The sequence below is a fragment of the Planktotalea sp. genome (genome assembly GCF_965659345.1).
In the GTDB taxonomy this organism is placed as follows: Bacteria; Pseudomonadota; Alphaproteobacteria; order Rhodobacterales; family Rhodobacteraceae; genus Planktotalea.
Genome location: NZ_CBFHVK010000004.1, coordinates 54727 through 80536, shown reverse-complemented (window position 1 = coordinate 80536; position 25810 = coordinate 54727). Strand labels below are relative to the sequence as shown.

General features: G+C 52.9%; 20 protein-coding genes. 5 read left to right on the top strand and 15 right to left on the bottom strand.

The genetic code is table 11. The annotated features are described in order from the left end of the window. Positions 1-32: 32 nt before the first annotated feature. The 3 genes from glcF to ACTG3Z_RS04015 are packed head-to-tail and all read right to left on the bottom strand — an operon-like array spanning position 33 to position 3909. A complete protein-coding gene (gene glcF, locus ACTG3Z_RS04025; protein WP_439141391.1) occupies positions 33-1352 on the bottom strand; it encodes a glycolate oxidase subunit GlcF in 1320 nt (439 codons plus the stop codon). Continuing rightward, entirely contained in the window at positions 1349-2464 is a 1116-nt protein-coding gene (locus ACTG3Z_RS04020; RefSeq protein ID WP_439141389.1) for an FAD-binding protein, read from the bottom strand. Before ACTG3Z_RS04020 ends, glcF begins: the two co-directional genes overlap by 4 nt. Beyond that, positions 2461-3909 carry an FAD-linked oxidase C-terminal domain-containing protein gene (locus ACTG3Z_RS04015; protein ID WP_439141388.1) on the bottom strand — a complete coding sequence of 483 codons (1449 nt, stop codon included), beginning with the start codon at positions 3907-3909 and terminating at the stop codon, positions 2461-2463. The genes ACTG3Z_RS04020 and ACTG3Z_RS04015 overlap by 4 nt, the downstream gene beginning before the upstream one ends. A gap of 85 nt (positions 3910-3994) precedes the next feature. Here ACTG3Z_RS04015 and ACTG3Z_RS04010 point away from each other — a divergent pair, with 85 nt between their 5' ends. After that, positions 3995-4702, top strand: coding sequence for a DUF599 domain-containing protein (locus tag ACTG3Z_RS04010; RefSeq protein WP_375265425.1), 708 nt, complete (start codon positions 3995-3997; stop codon positions 4700-4702). 48 nt (positions 4703-4750) lie between these two features. Then, on the top strand, positions 4751-5110 hold the full coding sequence (locus tag ACTG3Z_RS04005) for a hypothetical protein (protein WP_439141387.1): 360 nt from the start codon (positions 4751-4753) through the stop codon (positions 5108-5110). Here ACTG3Z_RS04005 and ACTG3Z_RS04000 read toward each other — a convergent pair. Genes ACTG3Z_RS04000 through ACTG3Z_RS03985 form a run of 4 tightly spaced genes read right to left on the bottom strand, consistent with a single transcriptional unit; the run spans position 5107 to position 11757 of the window. After that, on the bottom strand, positions 5107-7149 hold the full coding sequence (locus tag ACTG3Z_RS04000) for a hypothetical protein (protein ID WP_439141386.1): 2043 nt from the start codon (positions 7147-7149) through the stop codon (positions 5107-5109). The genes ACTG3Z_RS04005 and ACTG3Z_RS04000 overlap by 4 nt on opposite strands. After that, complete coding sequence (locus tag ACTG3Z_RS03995; protein WP_439141385.1) at positions 7146-9878, bottom strand: DUF4159 domain-containing protein; 2733 nt, start codon at positions 9876-9878, stop codon at positions 7146-7148. Before ACTG3Z_RS03995 ends, ACTG3Z_RS04000 begins: the two co-directional genes overlap by 4 nt. After that, positions 9875-10750, bottom strand: coding sequence for a DUF58 domain-containing protein (locus ACTG3Z_RS03990; RefSeq protein WP_439141384.1), 876 nt, complete (start codon positions 10748-10750; stop codon positions 9875-9877). The genes ACTG3Z_RS03995 and ACTG3Z_RS03990 overlap by 4 nt, the downstream gene beginning before the upstream one ends. Beyond that, positions 10747-11757 (bottom strand): AAA family ATPase, encoded by a 1011-nt coding sequence (locus tag ACTG3Z_RS03985; protein WP_439141382.1) that lies wholly within the window; start codon positions 11755-11757, stop codon positions 10747-10749. Before ACTG3Z_RS03985 ends, ACTG3Z_RS03990 begins: the two co-directional genes overlap by 4 nt. A 67-nt stretch (positions 11758-11824) precedes the next feature. Between ACTG3Z_RS03985 and ACTG3Z_RS03980 the strand changes: the two genes are divergently transcribed. Further along, complete coding sequence (locus ACTG3Z_RS03980) at positions 11825-12394, top strand: DUF1285 domain-containing protein (protein WP_439141381.1); 570 nt, start codon at positions 11825-11827, stop codon at positions 12392-12394. A gap of 90 nt (positions 12395-12484) precedes the next feature. Here ACTG3Z_RS03980 and polA read toward each other — a convergent pair whose 3' ends face one another. The 3 genes from polA to ACTG3Z_RS03965 form a co-directional block, all read right to left on the bottom strand. Beyond that, the gene (polA, locus tag ACTG3Z_RS03975; protein ID WP_439141379.1) at positions 12485-15280 is read right to left on the bottom strand and encodes a DNA polymerase I; all 2796 of its coding nucleotides are present in this window, start codon (positions 15278-15280) and stop codon (positions 12485-12487) included. Positions 15281-15364: 84 nt separating this feature from the next. Beyond that, positions 15365-16213, bottom strand: coding sequence for a calcium-binding protein (locus tag ACTG3Z_RS03970; RefSeq protein WP_439141378.1), 849 nt, complete (start codon positions 16211-16213; stop codon positions 15365-15367). Between the two features lie 203 nt (positions 16214-16416). Further along, positions 16417-16596, bottom strand: coding sequence for a zinc-finger domain-containing protein (locus ACTG3Z_RS03965; protein WP_439141377.1), 180 nt, complete (start codon positions 16594-16596; stop codon positions 16417-16419). Positions 16597-16680: 84 nt separating this feature from the next. Between ACTG3Z_RS03965 and ACTG3Z_RS03960 the strand changes: the two genes are divergently transcribed. Next, positions 16681-17610, top strand: a complete 930-nt coding sequence (locus ACTG3Z_RS03960; RefSeq protein ID WP_439141376.1) for an ABC transporter ATP-binding protein — start codon at positions 16681-16683, stop codon at positions 17608-17610. Here ACTG3Z_RS03960 and ACTG3Z_RS03955 read toward each other — a convergent pair. Continuing rightward, on the bottom strand, positions 17607-18077 hold the full coding sequence (locus tag ACTG3Z_RS03955; protein WP_439141375.1) for a DUF1203 domain-containing protein: 471 nt from the start codon (positions 18075-18077) through the stop codon (positions 17607-17609). The two genes, ACTG3Z_RS03960 and ACTG3Z_RS03955, sit on opposite strands and share 4 nt — an antisense overlap. 74 nt (positions 18078-18151) lie before the next feature. After that, positions 18152-19729, bottom strand: coding sequence for a DUF5928 domain-containing protein (locus tag ACTG3Z_RS03950; RefSeq protein WP_439141374.1), 1578 nt, complete (start codon positions 19727-19729; stop codon positions 18152-18154). A 160-nt stretch (positions 19730-19889) separates the two neighbouring features. Here ACTG3Z_RS03950 and ACTG3Z_RS03945 point away from each other — a divergent pair, with 160 nt between their 5' ends. Next, the gene (locus ACTG3Z_RS03945; protein ID WP_439141372.1) at positions 19890-20708 is read left to right on the top strand and encodes a sulfotransferase family protein; all 819 of its coding nucleotides are present in this window, start codon (positions 19890-19892) and stop codon (positions 20706-20708) included. A gap of 58 nt (positions 20709-20766) precedes the next feature. On the opposite strand, the gene ACTG3Z_RS03940 is transcribed toward ACTG3Z_RS03945, so the two are convergent. The 3 genes from ACTG3Z_RS03940 to ACTG3Z_RS03930 all read right to left on the bottom strand — a co-directional run bounded on the left by ACTG3Z_RS03940 (position 20767) and on the right by ACTG3Z_RS03930 (position 25691). Then, positions 20767-21759: an adenosine kinase gene (locus tag ACTG3Z_RS03940; protein ID WP_439141371.1), complete on the bottom strand. Its 993-nt coding sequence runs from the start codon at positions 21757-21759 to the stop codon at positions 20767-20769. Beyond that, entirely contained in the window at positions 21756-22409 is a 654-nt protein-coding gene (nth, locus tag ACTG3Z_RS03935; protein ID WP_439141369.1) for an endonuclease III, read from the bottom strand. Before nth ends, ACTG3Z_RS03940 begins: the two co-directional genes overlap by 4 nt. A gap of 75 nt (positions 22410-22484) precedes the next feature. Further along, positions 22485-25691 carry a reductive dehalogenase gene (locus ACTG3Z_RS03930; RefSeq protein WP_439141368.1) on the bottom strand — a complete coding sequence of 1069 codons (3207 nt, stop codon included), beginning with the start codon at positions 25689-25691 and terminating at the stop codon, positions 22485-22487. Positions 25692-25810 lie beyond the last annotated feature (119 nt).

Genomic DNA, 25810 nt, shown 5'->3' with positions numbered 1-25810 from the left:
GATAGGTGAAGCGTAGGGCATAAATAAGGCAATCAGCGCAAAATAGGAACGTCTGAAACGGTTTTAGTGTTATCCATTTTTGCGGGTTTTGGACCGCCTGTCGCCCAATCGAGCAACTCAACGGTGTGCACAACTGGAACGCCAGCGGCAGAGCCGATCTGCATCATGCACCCAATATTACCAGCGACGATTACATCTGGGTTTTTCGCCATTAATGTTGTGACTTTACGTTCTTTAAGCTGTGTTGAAATTTCTGGCTGCATCAGGTTATAAGTGCCTGCGGATCCGCAGCACAGATGACTGTCCTTTGGTTCAACCACGCTGAAGCCTGCGTTCTTCAGTAGGTCCTTCGGGGCTGCCTTGATCTGTTGGCCATGCTGGAGCGAGCAGGCAGCGTGATAAGCAACTGTCATCTCAGGCGCGCCGCCTTTTGGCAGTTCCAGATCCTTGAGGACTTCACTGACGTCCTTGGCAATCGCGGCCACGCGCTTTGCATCCGCTTCTAAAGGATCGCCTTCGAACATGTGGCCGTAGTCCTTCACAGTTGTGCCGCAACCGGAGGTGTTGATAACAATCGCATCTAAGCCATCTTTGTCCATTTCGCGCGTCCAAGCTTTGATATTTGCCGCCGCCGCCGCGTGGCTTTCACTGACCTTGCCCATGTGATGGGTGAGCGCACCGCAACACCCTTGACCTTGCGCGACAACGACTTCGCAGCCAAAGCGCGTGAGTAGTCGAATGGTTGCATCGTTGATGTCGGTATCCAGCGCGCGCTGTGCGCAGCCTGTCATCAAAGCCACGCGTTTCTTTCGCGGCGCACTCGGCGCAAAGCTTTGCGGATCATCGTTGCGGCTGACAGGAGGCACCTGTTTTGGCGCCATAGAAATCATTGCTCGTAAGCGTTTGTCAGGGATCAGTCGGGAAAACGGGCGTGCCATTTTCGCACCTAGCAAAGCGACGCGAAAACGTGTTGGGTAGGGCAGAATACGCGCAAGGACCCAGCGCAATGCGCGTTCGCTCAAGGGGCGTTTGTAGTGCTCTTCGATATAATTGCGGGCATGATCAACGAGATGCATGTAATTCACACCCGACGGGCATGTGCTCATACAAGCAAGGCACCCAAGGCAGCGATCAATGTGACCGACCGTTTTTGCATCTGGAACGCGCCCCGTCTCAAGCATGTCCTTGATCAGGTAAATACGTCCGCGTGGACTGTCGAGTTCATCGCCAAGCACTTGATATGTAGGGCAAGTTGCCGTGCAAAACCCACAATGCACGCAAGACCGCAGGATCGCATTAGAACGTTGAATTGCGGGTTCTTGCATCTGCAAGTCGGTGAATTCAGTCTTCATGAGAGGCCCCCCATCAAGCCGGGATTAAGTAAACCTTTGGGATCAAAACGTGCACGCAAATCGGCACTGATCTTGGCAACTGGTGTGGGTTCGGGATGAAAACGCGCAAGGGTTTGCATCATATCTGAACTGGCGCGCATGAGCATCGCATGACCTGTAACAGTCATTTTTGCACGAACATCCGTTCCTTTTGGAACCGCGAGCCAAATTAAACCGCCGCCCCAGTCAAGTTGTGCTTGGCTTGGGCTTAGCGCCTCCAAAATGCTTGGCGCATCACTCGGTTTAACAGATATGCGCCAAAGGTCGCCCTGCGTATCCTTGAAGCGGCGCGCATCGCGAATATCACGCCAAATTTTGATACACATGTCTTGGTCATCTTCAGTTTGGACGGTGCCGAAATTTGCCAAAACATCAGTGATTTGTGCCGCGCGATAGCGCACAGAGGCTTCAAATCCTTCCAGACGTAGCAACACTATTCCGTCTGCGTCCTGTGCTGCGCCTGATACTTCAAAAGGGGAGCCGAGCGCAGCTGACATAGCAGCGACTGCGCCTGCAGGGTCCAGCCCTTCAAGACGTAGGCAAAGCTGCATCTCTACGTTTGGTAGCACTTTCATCGACACTTCGCTTAATACGCCCAACGTGCCATGTGCGCCGCTTATCAGCTTAACGAGGTCATAGCCCGTGACGTTCTTCATCACGCGTCCACCGTTCTTCACGATGCCGCCAAGACCATCCACAAAACGTACGCCAAGCATGAAATCCCGGCACGCTCCTGCAGAAATTCGGCGGGGGCCAGACGCATTGGAGGCAGCAACGCCGCCAAGTGTGCTTTCCCCCTGCGTTCCAAGAACATCTCTCAAATCAGCAGGTTCAAAGGCTAAGCGTTGGTTTTCAGCGGCAAGTGCGCTCTCAATTTCTGTGATGTGGGTGCCCGCTTGCGCAACCAAGGTTAGTGCACCCGGTTCATAAAGCGTGATGCCTGTCAGGCCGCTTGTATCGAGCGTATTACTCGTAGCAAGACCGCTCAACCGTGTGCCACCGCCTTTGATGTGAAAAGGCGCAGTGGCTTTTGCGATCAGTTCGGACAGTTCTTGTTCTGATGTTGGTTTCATTCCGCGGCCACCTGCAAAGCGCGGCGACTATCGGATGCATCCAGCGGGAAAACCTTTGCCGGATTCAGCAACCATTTTGGATCAAACACATCTTTCACCGCCATTTGCGCGTCTAAATCAGCGGGTGCGTATTGCACATGCATCAGGTCACGCTTTTCGATACCTACACCGTGCTCACCTGTCAGACATCCGCCAGCTTCAACGCAAAGCTTCAGTATCTCTGCACCCATGGCTTCGCATAGCTCCAAATCGCCCTCTTTATTCGCATCAAACAAGATGAGCGGGTGCATGTTGCCGTCGCCAGCATGAAAAACGTTGCCCACATCAAGGCCGAATTCGTCGGAAAGTTCGTTAATGCGGCGGAGCACCATAGGCAGAGAAGAGACAGGGATTGTCCCGTCGAGGCACATGTAATCGTTGATTTGCCCCATTGCGCCAAAGGCGCTTTTGCGACCTAACCAAATGCGCGAGGCTTCATCGCCATCGCGTGCCTCGCGGAATTCAACAGGGTTATGGCGCTCTGCAATTTCGCGGATTAGCGCGAGTTGTGCGTCGATTTCAAGCTCGGAGCCTTCCACTTCGATAATCAGCAAGGCTTCACACAAAGGATAGCCTGCCTGCGCATAGTTTTCGACCACTTCAATGACACGACGGTCCATGAACTCAATGGCAACAGGCAGAACACCCGCTTTGATGATGTCGGAAACACAAGCGCCCGCAACTTCGTTGCTGTCAAAGCCCACGAGAACCGGACGTGCGCCTTCTGGTTTGTGCAGAATGCGCAGCGTGGCTTCGGTTACAACGCCAAGCTGCCCTTCAGAGCCACAAATGACGCCAAGCAAATCAAGCCCTTTGCTATCTAGATGTGCGCCGCCGATTTCGACAATCTCACCGTCCATCATCACCATCGTGACGCCCATGAGGTTGTTTGTTGTGACGCCATATTTAAGGCAATGCGCACCGCCGGAATTCATCGCGATGTTGCCTGCAATCGCGCAGGCGAGTTGGCTTGAGGGATCGGGGGCGTAAAAGAAGCCGTCCTCTTCAACCGCGCCAGAGACGCTTAGGTTTGTGCGCCCTGTTTGTACGCGAATAACGCGGTTGGCATAGTCGGTTTCAATTACATCATTCATCCGCGCGACGCCCAAGATAACGCAATCCGCAGTTGGTAAGGCACCGCCAGCGAGCGACGTGCCAGACCCGCGTGGGACGACCGGCACATCCATCTCATGACAGATCCGTAGAACTGCACTGACTTCTTCTGTGGAACGCGGGAGCACAGCCAAGAGCGGTGGACATTTATAAGCGGTCAGCGCATCGCACTCGTAAGCGCGTGTTTCCATTTCGTCTTCGATCACCGCGTCGGTGGGCAAGACCTGCAAAAGGCGAGAAACAAGTTCGGCTTTGCGAGAAAGTACCATTTTGCTGGGGCTTGGCATGTCCATGAACGCATCCTTTTCAATATTGGTAATAAAATATAACCAATTTATCGTATTGGCAAGCAATGATTGCTCAGCCAAAGAGATGGGCATGGATATTCTTAATCGGCTCACCCTATTTTCATACTTTGACTACGGTGCTCTCACGCTCATTTTTGTGCTGTGGTTGGTGATTGGCTGGCGCATTGAACACCCCTCAAAGAAACATGCGTCTGTGTCAGTTTTGATGGCGGGATATCGCCGCGAGTGGATGCGCCAAATGGTTACCCGTGATCCGCGGATTTATGACGCGACGATCTTAGGTAATTTACGCCAAGGTACGGCCTTTTTCGCCTCTGCAAGCATGATATCGATAGGTGGCGTTTTAGCTTTGGTGGGCAATACAGAGCAGTTGATCGGCTTTGCGGACGATCTGACATTGAACCAAGATCCGCGTATCGTTTGGGAACTAAAGCTGATGGTAACGCTGTTCTTTGTCACCAACGCGTTTCTCAAATTCGTGTGGTCCAACCGTCTGTTTGGCTATTGCGCGGTGCTTATGTCTTCTGTGCCAAACGAAGTGGACGATCCCCGCACAATGCCGCGTGCGATGCAGGCGGCTGAAATCAACATTACAGCTGCGCGCGGATTTAATCGGGGCTTGCGCTCTGTCTATTTCGGGCTGGCGTCCGCAGCTTGGCTCGCAGGGCCGCTTGCGTTGGTTGCAGCGAGTTTGGTCACCTGCCTTGTGTTATGGCGTCGTGAATTTGCGTCACAGTCGCGGGACGTGTTGCTCTCGGGTGACGCTCACCGTGCTTAACGGGCTTGTGATTGCCCGAATCGCCGCGTGCGCTCTAAGTGATGTGTCATGAAAACATCAGCACATATCGCCGCGCTCTTACTTTTGGCAGCGCCTGCCTTTGCAGAGTCTCCCAAAGTCACCAAGGCTGTCGCAAAATCGACAGGCATGGGATGGAACTTTAGCGTGACGCTGGAGCATCCCGATACAGGTTGGGACCACTACGCGGATGGTTGGGAAATTGTGGATAACACTGGTAAAGTGCTAGGTACGCGCATCCTGCATCACCCTCACGTAGAGGAACAGCCCTTCACACGTAGTTTGAACAACGTTATGTTGCCAGATGGCACGCGCGAAGTCTTCGTGCGGGTGAAGTGCAGTGAACATGGTTGGAAAGACAGCGGCTACAAAATTTCCTTGAGCCGTTAACTGCGTCCTTCGCGCAACCAAGCCGCCAAGATCAAACCAGACGCGAGAAGAAGAACCAGCCAAGCAGGAAGCAAGGGTGTTTGACGCACGTTCAGCGTTTCATAGGCACCCCTAGGCGTGATCCCAAGCCAGCCGCGACCCGCTGCAGGACGTCCTTCACGGACTGTGCGAATGCTGGGCACGCCATCTTCAAGACGCGCTACGCCGCCACGGGTGCCATCGATCAACGGCTCTAGGAGTTCAGCGGTTGCTATCGTCTTTTCAAATTCGCGCGGCGCTGCCGGCCCAAGGCCAATGACGGTTTCATGTGTGCCGTCATTCAAGCGATACAGCCCGATTTCTGCACCAGTGAATTGCGTCTCGAAACGACCAGGTGCGGTTTCACTCAAGCTCAGTTCTACCGTACTGCCATCAGGTGAAGTAACAGTGACAGGTGCTGCGGCTTCGTCCAAAGTGCGGCGGACGATACGCATATTTTGCCCAGTGGCTTCGGCCAAAAGCGCGTCTTCTTCAAGCTCAGGCTCTCCCATCATCCAATGCGCAAGACGGCGCAAAAGTTCGAGTTGTGGACCACCGCCTTCGAACCCGCGGTTCCAAAGCCAAGCATGATCCGAAGCAATCAATGATACACGCCCTTCGCCGACACGGTTCAATATCAACAAGGGCTTGTCATCTATTCCCGTCATAATCACGTCACCATCGCTGGGCTCAACTTCGATCTGGCGCATCCAGCGGCCCCAGTTTTCTGTATCTGGCAGGCCAGCGGTCACAGGGTGGCGATTGCCAAGGTCACTGATGGTCGGGCGATACCCTTGTTCGATCACTCGAGCCGTCGGAGCAGCAGGCATAATCTCAGCCAAGGGGGAGCGGTAAATGCTATCTGCAGAGGCAAAGTCAGGGCCAGCAGCGACAAGCACTGCGCCACCTTCTTGGACATAACGTACTACATTATCGAGATAGATGCTCGGCAAAATACCGCGGCGTTTGTAGCGATCAAATATGATCAGATCGAAATCTTCGATCTTTTCCAAGAACAATTCGCGCGTGGGGAAGGCGATCAGCGATAACTCAGACGTTGGCACGCCATCTTGCTTTTCCGGAGGACGCAGAATGGTGAAATGCACAAGGTCCACAGAGCTATCTGATTTAAGCAAATTGCGCCAAGTGCGTCCGCCCGGGTGTGGCTCCCCAGAGACAAGCAAAACGCGCAACCGGTCACGCACGCCGTTCATCTGAATCAAAGCCGTGTTGTTGCGCTCTGTCAGTTCGCCTTCGCCAGTCGGCACAGTAAATTGGATCACGTTACGCCCGCCATGGGGCAGGGTCAGCGGTAATGTAATCTCCGCATCTACTGGGACTTCAAAGCGTTGGGGCGGGGCGCCATCGATGGAAATGTCCAACGGGGCAAAGCCGTTTCCAACAGGAGCGTTCCCCATATCTTCAATTCGCAAAGTAAGTGTTACAGGCTCACCAAGAATGGCAAATGCAGGGGCGTTGGTGACGCTTAGGCGACGATCCCAATCTGTACTTTTCCCGCTCAATAATAGATGAAGTGGGGCAGGTAAATCCGGTGTGCGCTCTAGATCATGTAAACGGCCATCACTGAGCAAAAAGACACCCGCAATGCGCGATTGGGGCAGTTCTGCAAGCGTGTCACTTAAAACGGTCAAAAGTTGCGTCCCTGCGTCGCCTTGTCCGTCGGTCACAGACACTCGCACAACTTCGGTATCGCCACGTTCGCTTAAAATATCTTCCAAACTTTCAGCGGCGCTTGCTGTCACGCCTGCCCGTTCGGCTAGTTTCTGCGACGCACTTTCGTCACTCACAACCACAACGATATCATTCAAAGCGCCACGCTCTTCGCGTTGCAGGTTTGGGCCGGCAAGTGCAGCAATCACAACAAAGCCACCTAACCCGCGGAGCCATGCGCCAGCCAAACCGCGCCAAAGCGCAAGTGCAAGACCCGCAAACACGACAACTGCTGCTGCTATTAAGAGCGCTAAGGGCACAAGCGGATCAAAGACGATTGTCTGGGTCATTGGCCAAGCCGATCTAGCAATGCAGGGACGTGTACCTGATCCGATTTGTAGTTGCCCGTGAGCACATGCATCACAAGGTTGACGCCAAAGCGGTAAGCAAGTTCGCGTTGCCGCTCACCCGCGAAACCACGCCCTATTGGGAACAGTGCATTGCCGCGCGTGTCCATCGCCCACGCAGTGGCCCAATCGTTGCCACCAATCACGACAGGACTGACCCCATCGTTGAGATTGCGAAATGGCATCCCCTCGATTTGCTCTGCGTTCTTGGGTGCGGCTTCGACCCAAACATCGCGTGCTGTGTGGCGACCAGGGAAATCCTGAAGCAGGTAAAAGGTCCGTGTGAGCACGTGATCTTGTGGCAAAGGTTCAAGCGGGGGAATGTCCAAGGGTTCTGCTAAAGCGCGCAGCTTTACGCCATTGGGACTAGAGGCACCAAAGCGCGCAATATCAGCGTCCCGTGTGTCAAAAAGGATCATCCCGCCAGAGCGCAAATAGTCATTCAGTTTGGCATACGCGTTTGCTGAAGGCGTTGGTTGATTGGGCGTTATCGGCCAATAAAGCATCGGGAAGAACGCAAGTTCATCTGTTTCCAGATCAACGCCGATAGGATCCGCGGGTTCAATTGAGGTTCTGAAAAAGAGCGTTTCTGAAAGCCCGCGCAATCCCGCCTCTGCGGTGTTATCAATCGCTGCATCGCGCGTGATAACATGGCCCAGCACCATTTCAGATGATGCTGCGAGCGCGAAATTATCTTGTTGTGCGTCAGCAGGCAAGCCAAGCAACATCAATGCACCAACACCTGCCACAGCACCGCGCAGACGTCCTGACATTGCAAGAGATGCGACGATGTCGATCATCAAGAGCGCAAGTGCGAGGCCAAGAAGGATCCCGCCGAGCGGGGTTTCTGGTTGAGTTTGGAGGGGTTGGATATCGGTGCCACTTGGCCAGTTTGCTGCGCTCAAATCTGTCTCCGCTCCAATCACATTGCGCGCAATACGCCGCGCATTTCCTTCGTAAAGGCCTGGCTGCAAGTCTGGGCTCAGGGCATCGCTCAACAATCGCTCACCTGCGATGCCAGCAAGGTTATCCGCATCTGTGATCCGTCCAAACCCATCCATAACGCTGATCGGTTGCCAAATGCTGCCGTCCAGATCACCTGCCTGCGGTGTTCCCGCAAGCGATGAAATTGCGAGACGATCCAGCATGCTGACAAAAAGCCCTGACAGCGGAAGGCTTGACCATTCGGCATTCGCGGTAACGTGGAACAAGACCACCTGCCCATCCCCAAGCGGCTTGCGCGTGACCAAGGGTGTCCCATCACTCAGGCTCGCGATAACGCGATCAGCAAGGGTCGGATCAGGTTGCGCCATGACCTGTGAGCGCACTGTGACATCTGTGCGCGGCTCCAGTCCAAAAAATGGGCTATCTTCCGTAAAGGCGGCTAATTCTTTGGGTGTGCCCCAACTCATCGCGCCGCCAACTGTACGGCCGCCAGCGCGCAAGCGTACAGGCATCAACGTGTCTTCTTCACTGCGGCTGATTTCACTTGCAGCAAGGCGCGTCCCTGCAAATCTCACAAGCAGGCCACCTTCTTCGACCCATTGGGTCAGCTCTACTTCTTCAACAGGGGCAAGTTTGGCAACATCGGCCAAAATCACGACATCAGGCGCGGCAGGGAGGATATCGAGCAAGCTGCCTTCCAAAAGTTCCGCGTTTGGTTCTAAGGCTTGGCGCAAATAGTGAAGTGGTGATAAAAGTTCCAACCCTTCGCGATCTTCGCGTCCGGCAATGAGCGCGACCTCGCGTCGTCGTAGGCTGTCATCAGAGAGCGACACAGCACCTGCAGAACGCACACCGGCGATTGCAAAATGGGTGACCCGCGCACGCAGTTCAGCGGGGAGAGAGATATCTTGGATTGCCGTCTTTGCGCCACTCTCGAAATCAATATCAGCTGTCGCAAGGATGCGCGCTGCACCAGATGGGTCTTTGCCATGCACTTCAACTTGGACCGTTCTCGCAGCACCGTCGACGGAACGGCGTGCTTCCACAATTGTTGCACCGCCTTCAAAACGGGCAGGGGCGAGTGCAATGCTCTCACCTTGTGATGCGAGAATACGTAATGCGCCCTTCTCGTTGAAGAGGTCGGCAATCTCACTTCGCGTTTCGCGCGCGAGCTCATCCGAAAGCCAGAGCGTATCGAAACCCTGATCTGGTAGCAGCGTAACAAGGGATTGCGCGCTTACGATGGGCTCCCAAGCATTGGGGCGAAGCCCTGCAAGCGTGCTGCGCACTTCATTCGCCGATTGAAAAGTCACTTGCTTTGGATCGCCAAGGTTCAAAATCGCGACGGTCCGATCGGTACGCTGCGCGTCATCGAGAATGCGCTCCACCATGGTGATGCGGTTGCTCCAATCCGCAGCGCTTGCCCAGCTTGCATCCATAGCGACTAAAAGCGGCCCACGTCCGATATCATCGCTGCGCGGATTGAGAACTGGTCCAGCAAGACCAACAATCAGCGCGGCAATTGCGAGCATACGTAAAAGCAAAAGCCACCAAGGGGTTCTGTCGCTGACTTGTTCTTCGTCTTTGAGACCAAGCAAAAGTGTGACGCCCGGAAAAATGCGGCGTACAGGCGCAGGCGGCACGGCGCGCAATATAATCCAAAGGATGGGCAACGTTACGAGCGCAAGTAAAAGCCATGGCGTGAGGAAACCTATTGCGCCAATCATGCGGATTTCTCCATCGCTCTGTGGAGCCAAAGAAGAGCAGATTGCGCTGAAGCATCTGTGTGATGGGTCGTAAATTGCCAGCCAGCAACAGCGCAGAGATGCGTGAGGTCTGCTTTGCGCGCGGCGAGTTTTTCTAGATAGCGGGTCTTTAAATCGTTTGCTTTGAGAGTTTCGTAGCGCAGCGTTTTGCCCGCACTTTCGAAAATTGTGCGCCCATGGAAGGGAAAACTCTCTTCCGCAGGGTCCAGCACTTGCATCAGAACACCACGTACACCACGATCTGCAGCTTTGGTGAGGGCCGATTTGACAGCGTCGATGTCCCCCATGAAATCTGAGACAAAAAGGGCGCGGGCATGTGGCAGCATAGCGCGTGCTTCTGGCGCGCCATAATCAGCGTTTTGTTCATTCGAAAAATGCTCTGCAAGGCGCAAAACCTGCGCCCGCCCACGTCGCGGTGGCAGTGCTGTCCCTGTAACGCCAACACGCTCGCCGCCTTTGATCAAAAGGATTGCAGCGGAAAGTGCGATGAGCCGCGCGCGATCCGCTTTTTCAGGCAGGTTTTTGTCGCTCGCAAAACGCATGGATGCTGAGGTGTCGAGCCAAAGCATCACGCTTTGCGCGACTTGCCATTCCCGTTCGCGCACAAATTCCATGTCAGAGCGCGCGGAGCGACGCCAATCAATCATGCGCCGCGCATCGCCCGTTTGAACAGGTCGGTACTGCCAGAAATCGTCGCCCATGCCAGCGCGCCTGCGGCCGTGTTCACCAAGCAACACGGTACCCGCCAATTGCTCTGCGCGCGCCAAAAGCGGCGGCAGGCGCGATGCTTCTTTTTCCGCATCAAGTCGTAGGGCGCGCGGGGAGGATGTCACGCGGCTGTAGCCTTGCTTGTTGTGATCTGGCTTGCTGTTTCGAGGATGAGAGCGGACAAACTGTCGCCGCGCGCGCGCGCTGCAAAGTTCAGTGCCATACGGTGCGATAGGACAGGTTCTGCCATATCAATCACGTCCTCAGGAGAAGGTGCGAGCCGGCCATCAAGCAAAGCTTTCGCGCGCACAGTAAGCATTAGGGCCTGCGCCGCACGCGGACCTGGACCCCATGCAACCGTTTCTTTGACCTGCGTACTTGCGTCAGTTTCATCAGGGCGGAACGCGCGGACGAGATCGAGGATCATTTCCACCACGCTGTCACCGACAGGCATGCGCCGTAAAAGCGTTTGCGCCGCGAGGAGCTCGTCAGTGGTGAAAACCGCATGCGCGTCATCTTCGCTGACACCTGTTGTTGCAATCAGAATGTCACGCTCAGTTGCGCGATCCGGGTAGGGCACATCGATTTGGACGAGAAAGCGATCGAGCTGTGCTTCTGGGAGAGGGTAGGTGCCTTCTTGCTCAATCGGGTTTTGCGTGGCGAGCACATGAAATGGCGCTGAAAGTTGGCGATCTTCGCCTGCAACGCTGACCACCTTTTCTTGCATGGCTTGCAAAAGCGCAGACTGCGTACGTGGTGAGGCACGGTTGATTTCGTCTGCCATGAGAAGTTGGCAAAAGATCGGGCCTTCGATGAACTTAAAAGCTCGACTTCCGTCATTGCCAGTTTCGAGAACCTCTGAGCCGAGGATGTCTGCAGGCATTAGGTCAGGTGTGAACTGCACGCGATTGCCATTAAGCCCCATCACGGTTGAAAGGGTTTCAACAAGACGCGTCTTTCCAAGGCCAGGTAGCCCGATGAGCAATGCATGACCGCCACATAGGAGTGCTGAAAGCGTGAGGTCTACAACCCGCTGCTGGCCGATAAAGCGGCGGTTGATCGAATCCTTCGCCTCGGCCAGACGCGTGCCCAACGTTTCAATATCTGTGACTAAGTCTTCTGCGCTGGCCATGACAACTCTCCCTTGAACTCTAGGTATGATGCTATGAGAGTAGGCGTCGGAGGACAAATAGCAAAACATGGCTGGACAAAATATTGTGACCCCAGATGCAGCGGGCATTGCTGCATCGGCTAAAGCGGCTGCAAATGGGCGTGGTTTACCGCCTGTTCACTTATGGAATCCCCCGTTTTGTGGCGATTTGGACATGCAGATCAAGCGTGATGGGACGTGGTTCTATATGGGCACGCCTATCGGCAGATTTGAGCTTGTGAAGCTTTTTTCGTCGATTTTGAAACTTGAGGATGGGAAGTACTTCCTTGTCACCCCGGTTGAGAAAGTGGGCATCAGTGTTGAGGACGCGCCGTTTGTTGCTGTGGATTATGAAGTTTCCGACGGTGTTTTGACTTTCGAAACCCATGTTGGTGATTTTGTTGCAGCAAGCGTTGAGCATCCTATTCGCGTAGTGCGTGACGTTGAGACGGGTGAGCCATCACCCTATGTGATGGTGCGCGCTGGGCTTGAGGCCTTAATTGATCGCAAAAGTTTTTATCGGCTTGTAGATATTGGCGTGCATCATGAGGGCTGGTTCGGAGTTTGGTCCGATGGTGTGTTTTTCAAGATTATTCCGTCGCAAGAATTGGACGGGTAGACAGCTATTTTTGAAAAAGAGCTGTTAAATTCCTTTGGGAAGGAATTTGTTTCGGCCTCAAGGCCGAGAGTTTATTTTGAAAAATGAAGCTTAGTGCGCTTGCGCCCAGTTTGCGCCTTGGCCTGCATCCACGATGAGCGGGACGTCAAGTCTGACGACGGGATTCGCTGCATTTTCCATCACGTCTTTTGCTGTTTCAATCAGTTGGTCGACGCCATTTTCGTCAACCTCGAACAACAATTCATCGTGAACCTGCAACAGCATTTTAGCAGGTTGATCGGTGATCGCATCTGGCATTCGGATCATAGCGCGACGGATAATATCGGCGGCTGTCCCTTGAATAGGCGCGTTTATCGCAGCGCGTTTGGCGAAGCCCGCATGGGGCCCTTTCGCGTTGATGTTGGGCGTATGAATGACGCGGCCAAAGAGGGTTTCCACGCGCTCATGCTTTTTTGCGAATTCAGTTGTGTCGTTCATATATTCTTTGATGCCGGGAAAACGCTCGAAGTAGCGATCGATAAAGCCCTGCGCTTCGGATCTTGGTATGCGCAGGTTGCGGGCGAGACCAAAACCGGAAATCCCATAGATGACGCCAAAGTTGATCGCTTTGGCCTGGCGGCGCACATCGGCTGTCATTTCATCAAGAGGAACATCAAACATCTCTGAAGCCGTCATTGCGTGAATATCTTGCCCGTCGCGAAAGGCCTGTTTGAGGCTGTCGATACCAGCAACATGAGCAAGGATGCGCAGTTCAATTTGCGAATAATCAAGTGCAACCAGAACCTTGCCTTGCTCAGCGATGAAGGCTTCGCGAATGCGACGGCCTTCTTCTGAGCGGATAGGGATGTTTTGCAGGTTTGGATCAGTAGAGGCGAGACGACCAGTCGAAGCACCTGCGATAGAATAGCTGGTATGAACGCGACCAGTGTCGGGATTGATGTGATCTTGCAGGGCATCTGTGTAGGTTGATTTAAGTTTGGAGAGCTGGCGCCAATCGAGGACACGGCGCGGGAGTTCATGCTCTGTTGCGAGGTCTTCGAGCACATCTGCACCCGTCGCATAGGCACCAGTTTTTCCCTTTTTCCCGCCTTCTAAGCCCATCTCATCAAAGAGAATTTCGCCCAATTGTTTGGGGCTGCCAACATTGAACGACCGCCCTGCAAATTCGTGAATTTCTGCTTCTAAACCCGCCATTTTCTGAGCAAATGCATTTGACATGCGGCTCAGTGTATCGCGGTCTACTTTTATTCCATTGCGTTCCATTTGGGCCAATACGGGGACCAATGGGCGTTCCATGGTTTCATACACACGGGTTGTTTTTGCAGCGTGCAAAGATGGCTTTAAATGTTGCCACAAACGAAGTGTGATGTCGGCATCTTCAGCGGCGTAGTCTGTGGCTTGATCAATTGGGACACGGTCAAATGTGATCGCGGATTTACCAGTGCCGAGCAGGGGCTTAATGGGAATAGGCGTGTGATTTAAGTAACGTTCTGACAGGGCATCCATCCCGTGGTTATGCAACCCTGCATGTTGCGCGTAAGACAACAGCATTGTGTCATCGATCGGAGCGATATCGATGCCGTAGCGTGAAAAAATCTTGGCGTCGTATTTCATGTTATGGCCAATTTTCATGACCGAAGGATCTTCGAGCAAAGGTTTGAGTGCTGCAATTGCAGCGTCCAGATCTATTTGACCTTCTGCGAGCGCGTCAGATCCGAACAAATCATCCGTACCGGCGTCTTTATGGGTGAGAGGAATGTAGCAGGCTTTGCCAGCTTCGGTGCAAAGCGATATGCCAACAAGGTCTGCGCGCATGTCGTTGAGACCTGTGGTTTCTGTATCAACAGCCACATACCCACGCGCATAGGCGTGATCGATCCAAGGTTGTAGTGCTGCCATATCTTGAACGCAAGAATACGTAGCTTCCTCAAAAGCAACGGCTTCGGGTGCATCGCTTGGCGCGGTAACGGCGACGTCTTTGATTTCCGGCATGGGTGCATCGAGCGCCTCTGATATGCGCTTGGTGAGAGTGCGAAATTCCATGCGCGCGAGAAAATCAATCAATTCGTCCGCAATCGGTTCCCGCACTTCGAGATCGTCGAGCGTGAACTCCAAGGGGGTTTCGCAATCGAGTTGAACAAGTCGTTTGCTGAGTTCGATCTGCGCACGATTGTCGATCAAGGTTTGGCGGCGTTTGGGCTGTTTGATCTCTTCAGCGCGATCCAGCAGGTCCTCAAGATTGCCGTATTCATTGATCAACAACGCTGCGGTTTTGATACCAATGCCGGGTGCGCCGGGGACGTTATCGACGCTGTCGCCAGCGAGGGCTTGAACGTCGACGACGCGTTCAGGATAGACACCAAATTTTTCGTGCACGCCTTCGCGGTCAATTGTTTTGTTCTTCATCGCGTCGAGCATTTCGACACCGTCGCCCACAAGTTGCATCAGATCTTTGTCAGAGGAAATGATGGTGCAGCGGCCACCTGCAGCGCGCGCTTGAACAGCGAGGGTTGCGATAATGTCGTCTGCTTCGTAGCCCTCAATTTCTTCGCAGGCGATGTTGAAAGCGCGCGTTGCTTCGCGCGTCAGCGGCATTTGCGGGCGCAAGTCTTCTGGCATCGCGTCGCGATTGGCCTTGTAGAGATCATACATGTCGTTGCGAAATGTGTGGCTGCCTTTGTCGAAAATCACTGCAACATGGGTAACATCGCTGCCTGCGTTTCCTTCAACGTAACGTTGGAGCATGTTGCAGAAACCGGAGACGGCTCCAATCGGCAAGCCATCTGATTTGCGCGTCAAAGGCGGCAGTGCGTGATAGGCGCGAAAAATGAAGGCAGAGCCGTCAATCAGGTGAAGATGGCATCCTTTGCCGAATGTCGTGCTCATGAAAAAATGCCCCCGAAAGCGAATTTGTGTCGGGGGCATATTAGACGTGTCGGGTCGGACGATGCCAGCCCGTTTGTTGCGTCTTTATGCGATAGAGCGGTCTACGCTCGCGAGCGTGACATCTGCGGCCGTGAGCACGCCAGCTGCGCCGCGGACGGACGCGAGCCTCACGCCATCGATCAACATATCTGCATTGCTGCCATTGTCGGCCACCGTCACAACGGGTGCAGGTAGACTTGCGTCGTGCTCTACAACAATCATGTCATCCATCGCAGCAAAGTCGATAATGGTCATGATACGCGCTGGAGCACCATCGCCGTTCAGGTGGAATGTGTCGTCACCGATTCCACCAACGCCAACATCGCTCGTTTCTAGCAATAACATGTCATTGCCTGCAGCACCGTTAATGAAATCGGCTGCCGTGTCAGCGACAGGAGGCATCGAAAAGCTGCTCACATCCACACCGGCGAACGAAGCAGAGGCAAGAATGTCAGCGATAGGACCGCCTGTTGCTAGAACAGGATCGCTCAAGGCGAGTTCATCGAGTGCCGCTTCCATTTCAGCAGTCCAGTTCCCAACACCAGATGTGGTTCTGAAGAAGTCAGAGCCGCCGCCGATTATTGTGTCATCGCCTTCGCCACCGTCGGCGCTATCGTTGCCATCGAGACCTTCTAGAAGGTCATTGCCTAAGCCACCAAGCAAAATATCGTCGTCAGGGCCGCCATTCACTGAATCGTTCCCGTCTTGTCCGTCAAGCGCGTCTGCGCCACCGCGACCCAAAATGAGGTCGTCGCCACTTGTCCCAGACAAAACGTTGGTCAGGGAATTTTCGATCAGACCATCTACTGGTGCTGGACCAGGGACAGGCATAGTTGGAACGGGACTCGGGTCAATTGGATCGGGGCCTGCACAGCCCAATTGTGTCAAAACCATGGCGCCCTTAACGGTGTACCTCTAGAAAAAGTTACTAACTGTTTCTTAATCGTTAACTATTAAATGGCTTGCCGCTTTTGTTGCTAAAATGCGGACAGTCGGGTTCAGTTGAGGCGAAACTTTTGCCGCAACTATGCAGCCAGAGCCGGGCTAATGGCTCGAGAGACAATGTTTTTCGCTGGATCTGAGGATCAGGAAGCCTGTTAGACTTTTCCTTCAAATTCCTTGTGCACAAGCTTTGCGTCGCAATAAGGGCATTCGACCCAACCATGCTGATCGGGTATTTGCAGCCATACGCGAGGATGGCCCAACGCACCTTCACCGCCATCACACGCAACGCGAAAACTATCGACAATTTTGGTCTCTGGTGCAGGGGTGTTCATTTCGGTGTGTTCCCTTTTTTGGGTGATCGCGATAGAGGCGTTATGAGCCAAGATAGCCCATTCGGCAAGAGCGAGTAAAAGCCTGTGATACAAGATGCCATTCAGATCACCAATCTGCATAAAACCTACTCGGGCAGCAAAGGGGCACCGGCGAAAGAGGCGCTGAAAGGTATCGATCTGGCCATTCCAAGAGGCTCGATATTTGGTTTGCTCGGGCCAAATGGTGCAGGCAAATCGACGCTTATCAATATCTTGGCAGGGCTTGTTTTAAAGTCGTCTGGCACTGTTTCTATTTGGGGCTTTGATCAAGACGTGAACCCGCGACAGTCGCGCGCATCGATTGGCGTTATGCCCCAAGAGTTAAATCTTGACCCATTCTTTTCGCCACGTGAGGCTTTAGATGTGCAGGCGGGTCTTTATGGCGTTCCCAAAGTGGAACGCCGCTCTGATGAGATTCTGGAACTGGTAGGTTTGTCTGACAAAGCCAATGCTTATGCGCGCACCTTGTCAGGTGGCATGCGCCGTCGTTTGCTCTTGGGCAAGGCTTTGGTGCACCATCCACAAATCTTGGTGTTGGATGAACCAACTGCGGGCGTTGATATAGAATTGCGGCAAATGCTTTGGGCCAATGTGCGCAAGTTGAACGAGCTGGGCATGACAATTGTTCTGACAACGCATTATCTCGAAGAAGCTGAAGAAATGTGCGACGAGATCGCCATCATCAATCATGGCCAAGTCGTCGCGCGTGATACGACAGCGCATTTGCTGGGAAGCATCGATCTAAAGACGATGGTCATTGAGCCCGATAGCCCAACAGATCTTTTTGAGGTGCCACAAGGGATCGAGCTGAGCAAAACCACGCAAGGCGCTTTGCGTCTTAGTTACCGCGCCAGTCAGACCAGCGCGGATGCAGTTTTGGAAGCGGTGCGTACCGCAGGTGTCACGATCCGCGATGTGCGCACCGAACAAGCTGATCTTGAGGATGTGTTCTTGGAGCTGACGCGCAGCACTTAAGCCGCGCGCTTTACGCGCGTAAGCCAGCAATTGTTTTTGGCCGAGCGCACATCGACAAATGAAAGTTCAGCGTCGCTCAGAAGTTCTTTTAGCCTGTCAGTTGTTTTCGCGACAGGGACAATCGCACCCGTTCCATATTTGACCCGTTCATCCGCAGTATAGCCTTTGATCAAATATTCAGGTGAGACCCTGAACACTTCAGGGATGTCGCTCTTGCACGTTCCAGTGCAGTCTTTTGCGCAGATAAGGACAGGTCCTGTTTCGGCGTATGGTTGAAGCGTTTCAAAAGGGCGATACGCAAAAACAAGGTAAGCTTCGTCTTTCGGGATGATTTTCAAACAATGACGGCAGGGCATACCAATGCCATTTGAAATCCCATATTCTGGTGCGTTCGCGTAAGCGTCTGCTGCGCCTGTTCTAATCGCTTTGGCATCTTCTGTTGGTATTCCAGTAAAAACGTATGACATGTCTGGCTCCTATCCTGATTGTGCCAGATAAGAGCGTTCAGACCATTGAAGCGACCCGTTTCCTGCGCAAAAGATCAGTCTGAAAACAGATAAGGTGTATCTGCGATCTGCTGTGCTTTCTCAGGACTCACCCCAAGAAATTCGGCTAAAGGTGCTGCGTTTTCCTGCGCTGAGTCGCTCTCCTTAATTGTATAGAGCGAGTCGAAGTTGGCTTCGTGCATGCGATCCTTTTCAAAGGCAATTTCATTGCGAATAGTCGGTAACAGGCGCTGTAAAGTTTCTTCTGACGTTTGCTCCCCCGCAAGTCCGATGCGTTTGGCGTGACCGATTAAGAATTCATCGGTATAGTCGCACTCTACCTCGAGAATACGCGTGCCTGAGCGGTCTGACCCAAAATCTTCCAAGAGATAGAAGTTACCTGGGTCCATGCAGATAATCAGTCTGTTTGTTTCGAAATATTCAAACAGCATCCGTGTCAACGCGCGTCGGTGGCGGTGACGCTTAGACAAAGTGCGTTGGATGCCACCTAAATCAGGCAGCGGCGCACTCTCCTCGTTGAAGATATACTCCACCACAGGAATATTAGTGCCGTGGCTGATGCTTTCGACCAAGCGCTTCGCCACGTGCCATTTCTTGCAAACCACAATCATCAGTTCGCGGTCGCGGCCGATGGTGGCTTCGGTTTCCCAAAAACGGCTGGCAAAGCGACGTCCGATCCGACCGCGCTCAGTCAAAAACTTGAAAAGGCTGGCCCCCTCATTAGAAATTTGAAAAACTTGATCTTCTGCCGCATAAAGCGCGCCAAGACGTTCTTTTAGACTGGTCGCTTCCGGGCTGATCTTACGCGCGAAAAGGAAATCCTGACTGAGCAGAAGCTCATAATGATCGTTATAAAATGTCACGGGCATGCCGTAGTCAGAGAACATCAAGAATGTCAGCGTGCGCATTTGAATTTCATTTTCAGGCACCAGATGACGCACCAAAGTTTGAAAGAACGTTTCATCTGGGATCCATGTGGTTTTGAAAAAGCGCATCACGTCTTTGCGCTGGCGTGTAAACTCCAGGATCCACTCAATCGTGCGCCTGCGCAAACACCACCATTGTGAGCCGATCTGTATTTGCAGATCTTTTGGAATTTCGCGGGTTAGCCCGAATTTCTTTTGAAAGTTATACGATGCATAGAAACGCCGCTTCTGTGTGCGTTCGTTGAAAAAATGACGGTAGATCAACCGCTCTTCTTTCATGCCTGTCTTGATCCAGTCGCTTTCGAAGTAATCAAAGCTCTCGATATAATCGACATCCTCAGCATCGAGAAAGGCATGCGTATATTCTGCGGATTTGATCGCCATGCAATCGCCGGAGAGCATGTAGAAATGTGTGGCGCGCGGAAACGTATCAACAGCCGCCTCGACTGCATAAAGTGTCGCCTGGACCAGCGACCAGGCACCCCAGCCACATTTGATCCGCTTGCGTGAAAACGCGACATTGGGATTGTCTTGTAAGGCTGCTTTGATCGCGGCAAAATGTTTGGGGTTGGCGCTCGCATCGAAATGGATGGCCATATAGTCGCCCACGGCGGTCAAGCGCTCAGCCTGTTCGATGATCGCTTCCGGATCTTTGTGGCATAAAAGGATGTAGGCGATTTTTGCCATTTTAGAAACCGTACACCTTAAATTCGTAGGACTGTTTGAAATTTGTCTACAGTGATAGCGAGGAATGTCCCTTGAATAAACAAGCTTTTTTCTGTTTTACATAAGCTAGATGAAGATATGGTAACTTATTGGCTGCATGTTGTAGCCGGAGGCAAGAATTATGGGTTTTCCCGGCACGTGGATGACTGAAAGCGAAAGTGTCGTGTATCGGGTTGTTCCGAAGTGCGCTTGCTCGACCATTGGCCAGATCATGTATTATTCAGACCATGGTGCGTTTTTCGAGGGCGATATCCATGATGCCAAGGGTGGCATGCACAAATGGGCATTGGACGAAAGCCAACCTTTGATCTCAAGCAATGTGCAGGCCCATCAGTCTTATTCATTTACATGTGTACGAAACCCTTACACGCGCATCTTGTCGTCATTCTTCGACAAAATCTGCGGCATTCAGCGCAACGGTAATCGCTATCGCGGCAAGCTGGTGCCGACACTGGTCCAGAAGTACGGGATCGAAGTGGGTGGTGAAGATGGCAAACAAGAATTTGATCAGATCGCCAGTTTCCGACGTTTCCTTTTATTCGCGCGAGATACCATCCGTTGGCGCCGGCCCATGGATCCAGACATCCATTGGTCTGCCATGTCAGGTCATGTGTCCACGTTCATTGTAAATGGTGGGCGTTACGACAAGATCTTTTGGACTGAAAGCTTCAATGACGGCATGCAGCAAGTGCTTGATCAGATTGAAACGCCTAACAAAGTTGATCTTAGCAAGATCCCTCGTTTCAATGAATCCGAAGGGCACGGCCCTAAGCGCGCGCACCCTGTTGAGGATTATTTTGACGATCTGTCGATGCACTTGGTCTACGAAATCTACAAACGTGATTTCGATCTGTTCAAATATGATTTCAACGATCCAAGTAACAAGATGCCTATCGCTGAAATCGACCTTGATGAGGTGCATGCCAAACTAGGCGAGTAACGTTGGCTGAGGAGCCAAAGCCTTTTGAAAAGGCTTTGGTGAATTTTTTGCAAAAAATTTACGCCAGCAGTCCCGCATCGCGGAACATAGCCGCGATGTTTGCTTTAGGACGTGGACCCACGTGACCAATGACTTCGCCTGCGCAGATGCAGCCCATCTTGCCACATGTTTCCAAGTCACGCTCTGTGGCAAGCCCATAAAGAAAACCCGCAGCAAACTGATCGCCAGCGCCTGTGGCATCGACTGGAACAACCTTTTTCACAGGCACATCAATACGCGCGCCGCCTGACATGATCGAAACCCCATCGCCAGAGCGCGTGCAGACCGCCAGCGGGCAAATCGCGCTCAGCTTCATAATCGCTTCGTCTAGATCATCCGTCTCAAACAGCGATTTCACTTCTTCTTCGTTCCCGATCACGTAATCGAGCTCATTCTCAATCAAGTTGAGAAAGTCCGCGCGGTGACGCTCAACACAGAACGGATCAGATATCGCGATGCCTGCTTTACCGCCAGCCGAACGGCACGCACGCGCGAGTTTTACAAACGCTTCTTTGCCTTTGTCCTTGTCGAACAAATAGCCCTCTAGGAACACAATCTCTGCATCCGCACCCACATCGGCGGACACATCCTCGGGACCAAGTTCAGCAGAAATACCAAGATATGTGTTCATCGAACGCTCCCCATCCGGAGAGACGAAAATCATCGAGCGCGAAGTTGGCAATTCACCGCCCGCCACAGGATCGTTCACAAATACAGTGCCTTCATCCGTCATCGCTTTGGCATAAAACTTGCCCAACGCATCATCGCTCACACGCCCGACAAACGCCGTGCGCAACCCGAGCGAACCGATGCCCGCAATAGAGTTCGCAACCGAGCCACCCGCCGCCTGCGTGCGATCGGACATAGACCCATAAAGCACCTCCGCGCGATCTTTCTCGATCAGCTGCATGATGCCTTTCTCGATGCCCATATTGGCCAGAAAGCTGTCATCGCTTTGTGTGATCACGTCTACGACTGCATTGCCGATACCGACGACTTTATAGTTCTTCATTCGCTCTTTTCCTCAAAGGGGCACAGGTCTTTTATGATGCAATTTCCGCAAACAGGTTTGCGCGCTTTGCAGATATAACGCCCATGCAGAATTAACCAGTGATGCGCATGCTGTTGAAAATCGACAGGAATATGATCCTCGATAGCCCTTTCCACGGCATCCACGTCTTTGCCAGGGCATATGCCCGTGCGATTGCCGATGCGAAAGATGTGTGTATCAACGGCTTGGCTGGGATATCTCCACCACATATTCAGAACAACGTTCGCTGTTTTGCGTCCGACGCCAGGCAATGATACGAGTGCCGCGCGCGAGTTCGGCACAACGCCATCATACTCATCGACCAAAATCTGGCTCAGTTTAATGACGTTTTTAGCTTTGTTGCGATAGAGGCCGATTGTCTTGATATGCTCAATGACGCCGTCCAGCCCGAGATCAAGCATTTTTTGGGGTGTATCCGCGATCTTGAACAGGACTTTGGTGGCTTTGTTCACACCCACATCGGTTGATTGTGCAGAAAGCGCGACGGCGACGACCAAAGTATAGGCGTTGGTGTGATCCAATTCGCCTTTGGGTTCAGGCTCAGACGCTTCAAACCGCGTGAAAATCTCGCGGATGGTGTGATAGGGTAATTGCTTTGCAGGCTTTGTCATGTTGATGGGGTAGCCTGATAAGGTACTGCGCGGCAAGAGCGGGTCGCTAGTTCGGGCGGCACATAACCGGCAGCGCTACAGATCGATCACGATATGCCCGCCATCTGTCGCTGCGCGTGATTGGCAAGTGATGATTTCGCTCTCGCGTTGTTTGTTGGATAGCACAAAATCACGGTGCTCGACCTCTCCTTTAACAAGCCCGCATTTGCAGACGCCACAGATGCCATCAGAGCATTTTACATCAACAGAAATGCCATTTTCGATCAGTACATCAGACAGATCTTGTTCAGCACTCACAGACAGCTCTTTGCCTGATTTTGCGAGTGTCACAGTGAAGGGATGGTTCACATAATCGGGCTGTTCGGGCACGGAGAAATACTCCAAATGCCGCGCGTCTTCCGGGAAACCCTGTCTCGCAGCCGCTTGAATAACACCTTCCATGTAGCGATCGGGTCCGCATGTGTAGACGTGCCATCCCTCTTTGTAGCCTGTAAGCAAGTTGTCTAAATCTGCGCGCTTGCCTTGATCTGAAAAGTGAAATGTGACGTGTTTCGCCCAAGGCATCGCCTTTAAGTCGCTCACATAGCCCGCACCAGCCATTGTGCTTGCGGAATAATGAAGCTCAAACGGTTTACCCAAAGCATGTAGTCGATGCGCGAAAGCGATCATTGGCGTGATACCAATTCCGCCCCCCATCAAGTATGTTTTGCTGGCGTCCTCAACCAGATCAAAATGGTTGATGGGTTTAGAAATGAAAACACGGCGCCCTTCGTTAAAGATACGGTGCATCATTTTGGAACCACCTCGGCCCTCGTCCTCTCGCAACACGCCGATTTGATATTTGGAGGTATCCGCAGGATCGCCGGACATCGAATATTGGCGCAAAAAGTCAGGGGTGACGACCACGTCGAGATGCCCGCCCGCTGTCCACTCTGGCAAGGGGGAGCCATCCCAAGCGCTAAACTCATATTTGGTCACATCTGGAGTCATCGCTTCAGCTTTGCTGACGCGCGCCATAATGACTGGGGCATCTGTGAAGTCAGGGCGTTGATGCGCCAAACCATCCGTGTCGCCCCGCGCCAGTCGGGCTTGGTACTCGGATGCACTGATCATTTCGCGGTAAGCTTTGATACCTGCTTCGCGGTCCATCATGAAAGGATAAGGATACTGCCACGGCGCAAGATGAGCAGGATAAACCGCAAGAGTTTGATCCTCATATTTCAGATCAAGCGTAGGCTCGATTCCACGTCTGTTTACAGGCGCGGCCGGTTCTTTGTAACCGCCGTCCTCTTTTAGTTCTAAATCCCACCACCACTTTTTAAGATCGTTGAGACCGCCATTGCCAAGTGTATCATCCAGTTTGGCAAGCACAGGTGCTGCTTTTGGAAAGTTCATTGCAGCCCAGCGAAACGGCTTTTCTTTGAAGATGCCTTCAAGGTTCCACGGACATGTCTTCATGCAGCGCCCGCACATCGCACCGCCTTCGGTGGTGATTCTATAGGTCGTGCATTTTTGACTGTCAGATTTCCAAATTTCGTAGCCGTTGAACATGAGTTTTGGGCCAGCCGTGATCGCACCAGAGGGGCATTCACGCGCGCATTTGTTGCAGCTTTCACAGAAATTCTGCAGACCAAAATCAATGGGTTTGTCGTGCTCCATTGGCATGTCTGTTGTGACCACTCCTGATTTCAAACGTGGCCCAAGAAGCGGGTTCAAGATCACTTCTCCGATGCGGCTGACCTCGCCAAGCCCCGACAGCAGCAGTAAGGGTGGCTGCAGGACTTCGCCGTCCATCACAGAATGGGCTTTGGCTTTGTACCCCAGTTTGCGGATCTGTTTGGCAATCACGCCACCCAAAAGTGAAAAGCGCAGATAGGCGCGCATAGACTGCGCCACGCTGATCCAATCATCACCAGATGCACCCTCCATCGTTTCATAGCCTTGATCGATGATCATCGAAATCGCTTGATCATGGGGCGGCTCTATCGGCGCACCCGTTGCATCATGGCTATACCAAGTCCAATCTGGGCAACGTGAGATACCAACAGCATCGACGCCCAAAAAGTAGCTCGCTGCTTTCACATTTGCAGCGTTTTGCTTGGGGTCGCTGGGCCGTTCTTCAACCACATCGCTTGCGCCGTCTTGCAAAAGGACAAACGCACCAAGAAGGCGACGTTGGGCAAAGGCCGTTGGGCTTTTGCGCGCATACCAACCACCGCTTGCTGCTTGTTGTTGTTTTTTGCCCATATCGCCAAATTGTGCGCGGGCAAACATATCTGCGCGCTTAGGCACGCGTGCAACACGGGCTTCGTCGATGTAGGTTGTTGGGTTTTCGACACGCTTGAGTTTTTCAAACGCATGTGCCCCGTCTACATAGTTGCGTTTGGCATATGGGTCGCGGTTGAACGCGCTCTTGGACGTGCCTTTGCCAATCCACCAGTCTGGGCCATTTGGTTGGTCTGACCATGGGGCAAGCGGTGCGTCGATTGCCATGTCCAAATCGGTGGTGACTACTGCAAGGCCGAAGCCTTCCCCAATGTATGGGGCGAAAAGGCGAGATTTTTCCACACTTGCAAGACCTGCTGCTACGGCCAGTTGATTGAGATCAACATCAGCAGAGGTGGGTGAATGCGCACGCGCTGAGAAGCCCAATAGATGTAGGTATTCAGCCAGAATAGTCGCAGTTTCCGTCGCTCGAAGCGCTGCGCGATGTGCTTGCGTCCCAACAATCCAATCGGCCCCCGGTTCATGCCCTTTAGGGTCGCGGTGATACTCCACGAGCAAGACAATTGCATGGGTGTGATGGGTGATTTTGTCTAGCGGCGCTTCGATCGATTCCTTCAGCGCAGCCATGATTTGATCAATACCAGAGGCAAGCGTCTTAGTCTGCTTGTTGCGAATATCATCCGCTAGGCGATCTATGTCCGGATTGCGTGTTGGGACGTCCAGAAACGCAGTGCTCGGCAGCGCACAAATGCCCACCATAGATGTGTCCTGAAAATAGCCAAACGCTTTCAAATGATTGCTACGTTCTTGCACATCGTCGGGCAGGGCTGCGGGTGTCTCGTTTACCACGCCGTCGCGGATCGCATCCATCATGGCTTGGTATTCTCCCATCGCGTTCACAAGCGAATGGGGTGTTGCGAGATCACGAAAATCAAGCTGCTTTGCCTGCGGCACGCGGCTCAAATTAGGCATGATTGCACTGCGTTTTAAGCGTTCAAGCGGGTAAGGCCCCAAATGAAAAGGACGGTCCTTGGTTGAGAAGAAGCGCATGCCCATGTCGTATCCAGCCTTGCTCAAGGTTTCGTAAGCGCAGGCCCTCAAACAAAAAAGCTTTGGGTTGATAGCAATCGCTCATGTTGATGAACGCTAACAGGCAGGGGAAGGCTTGCCAAAGT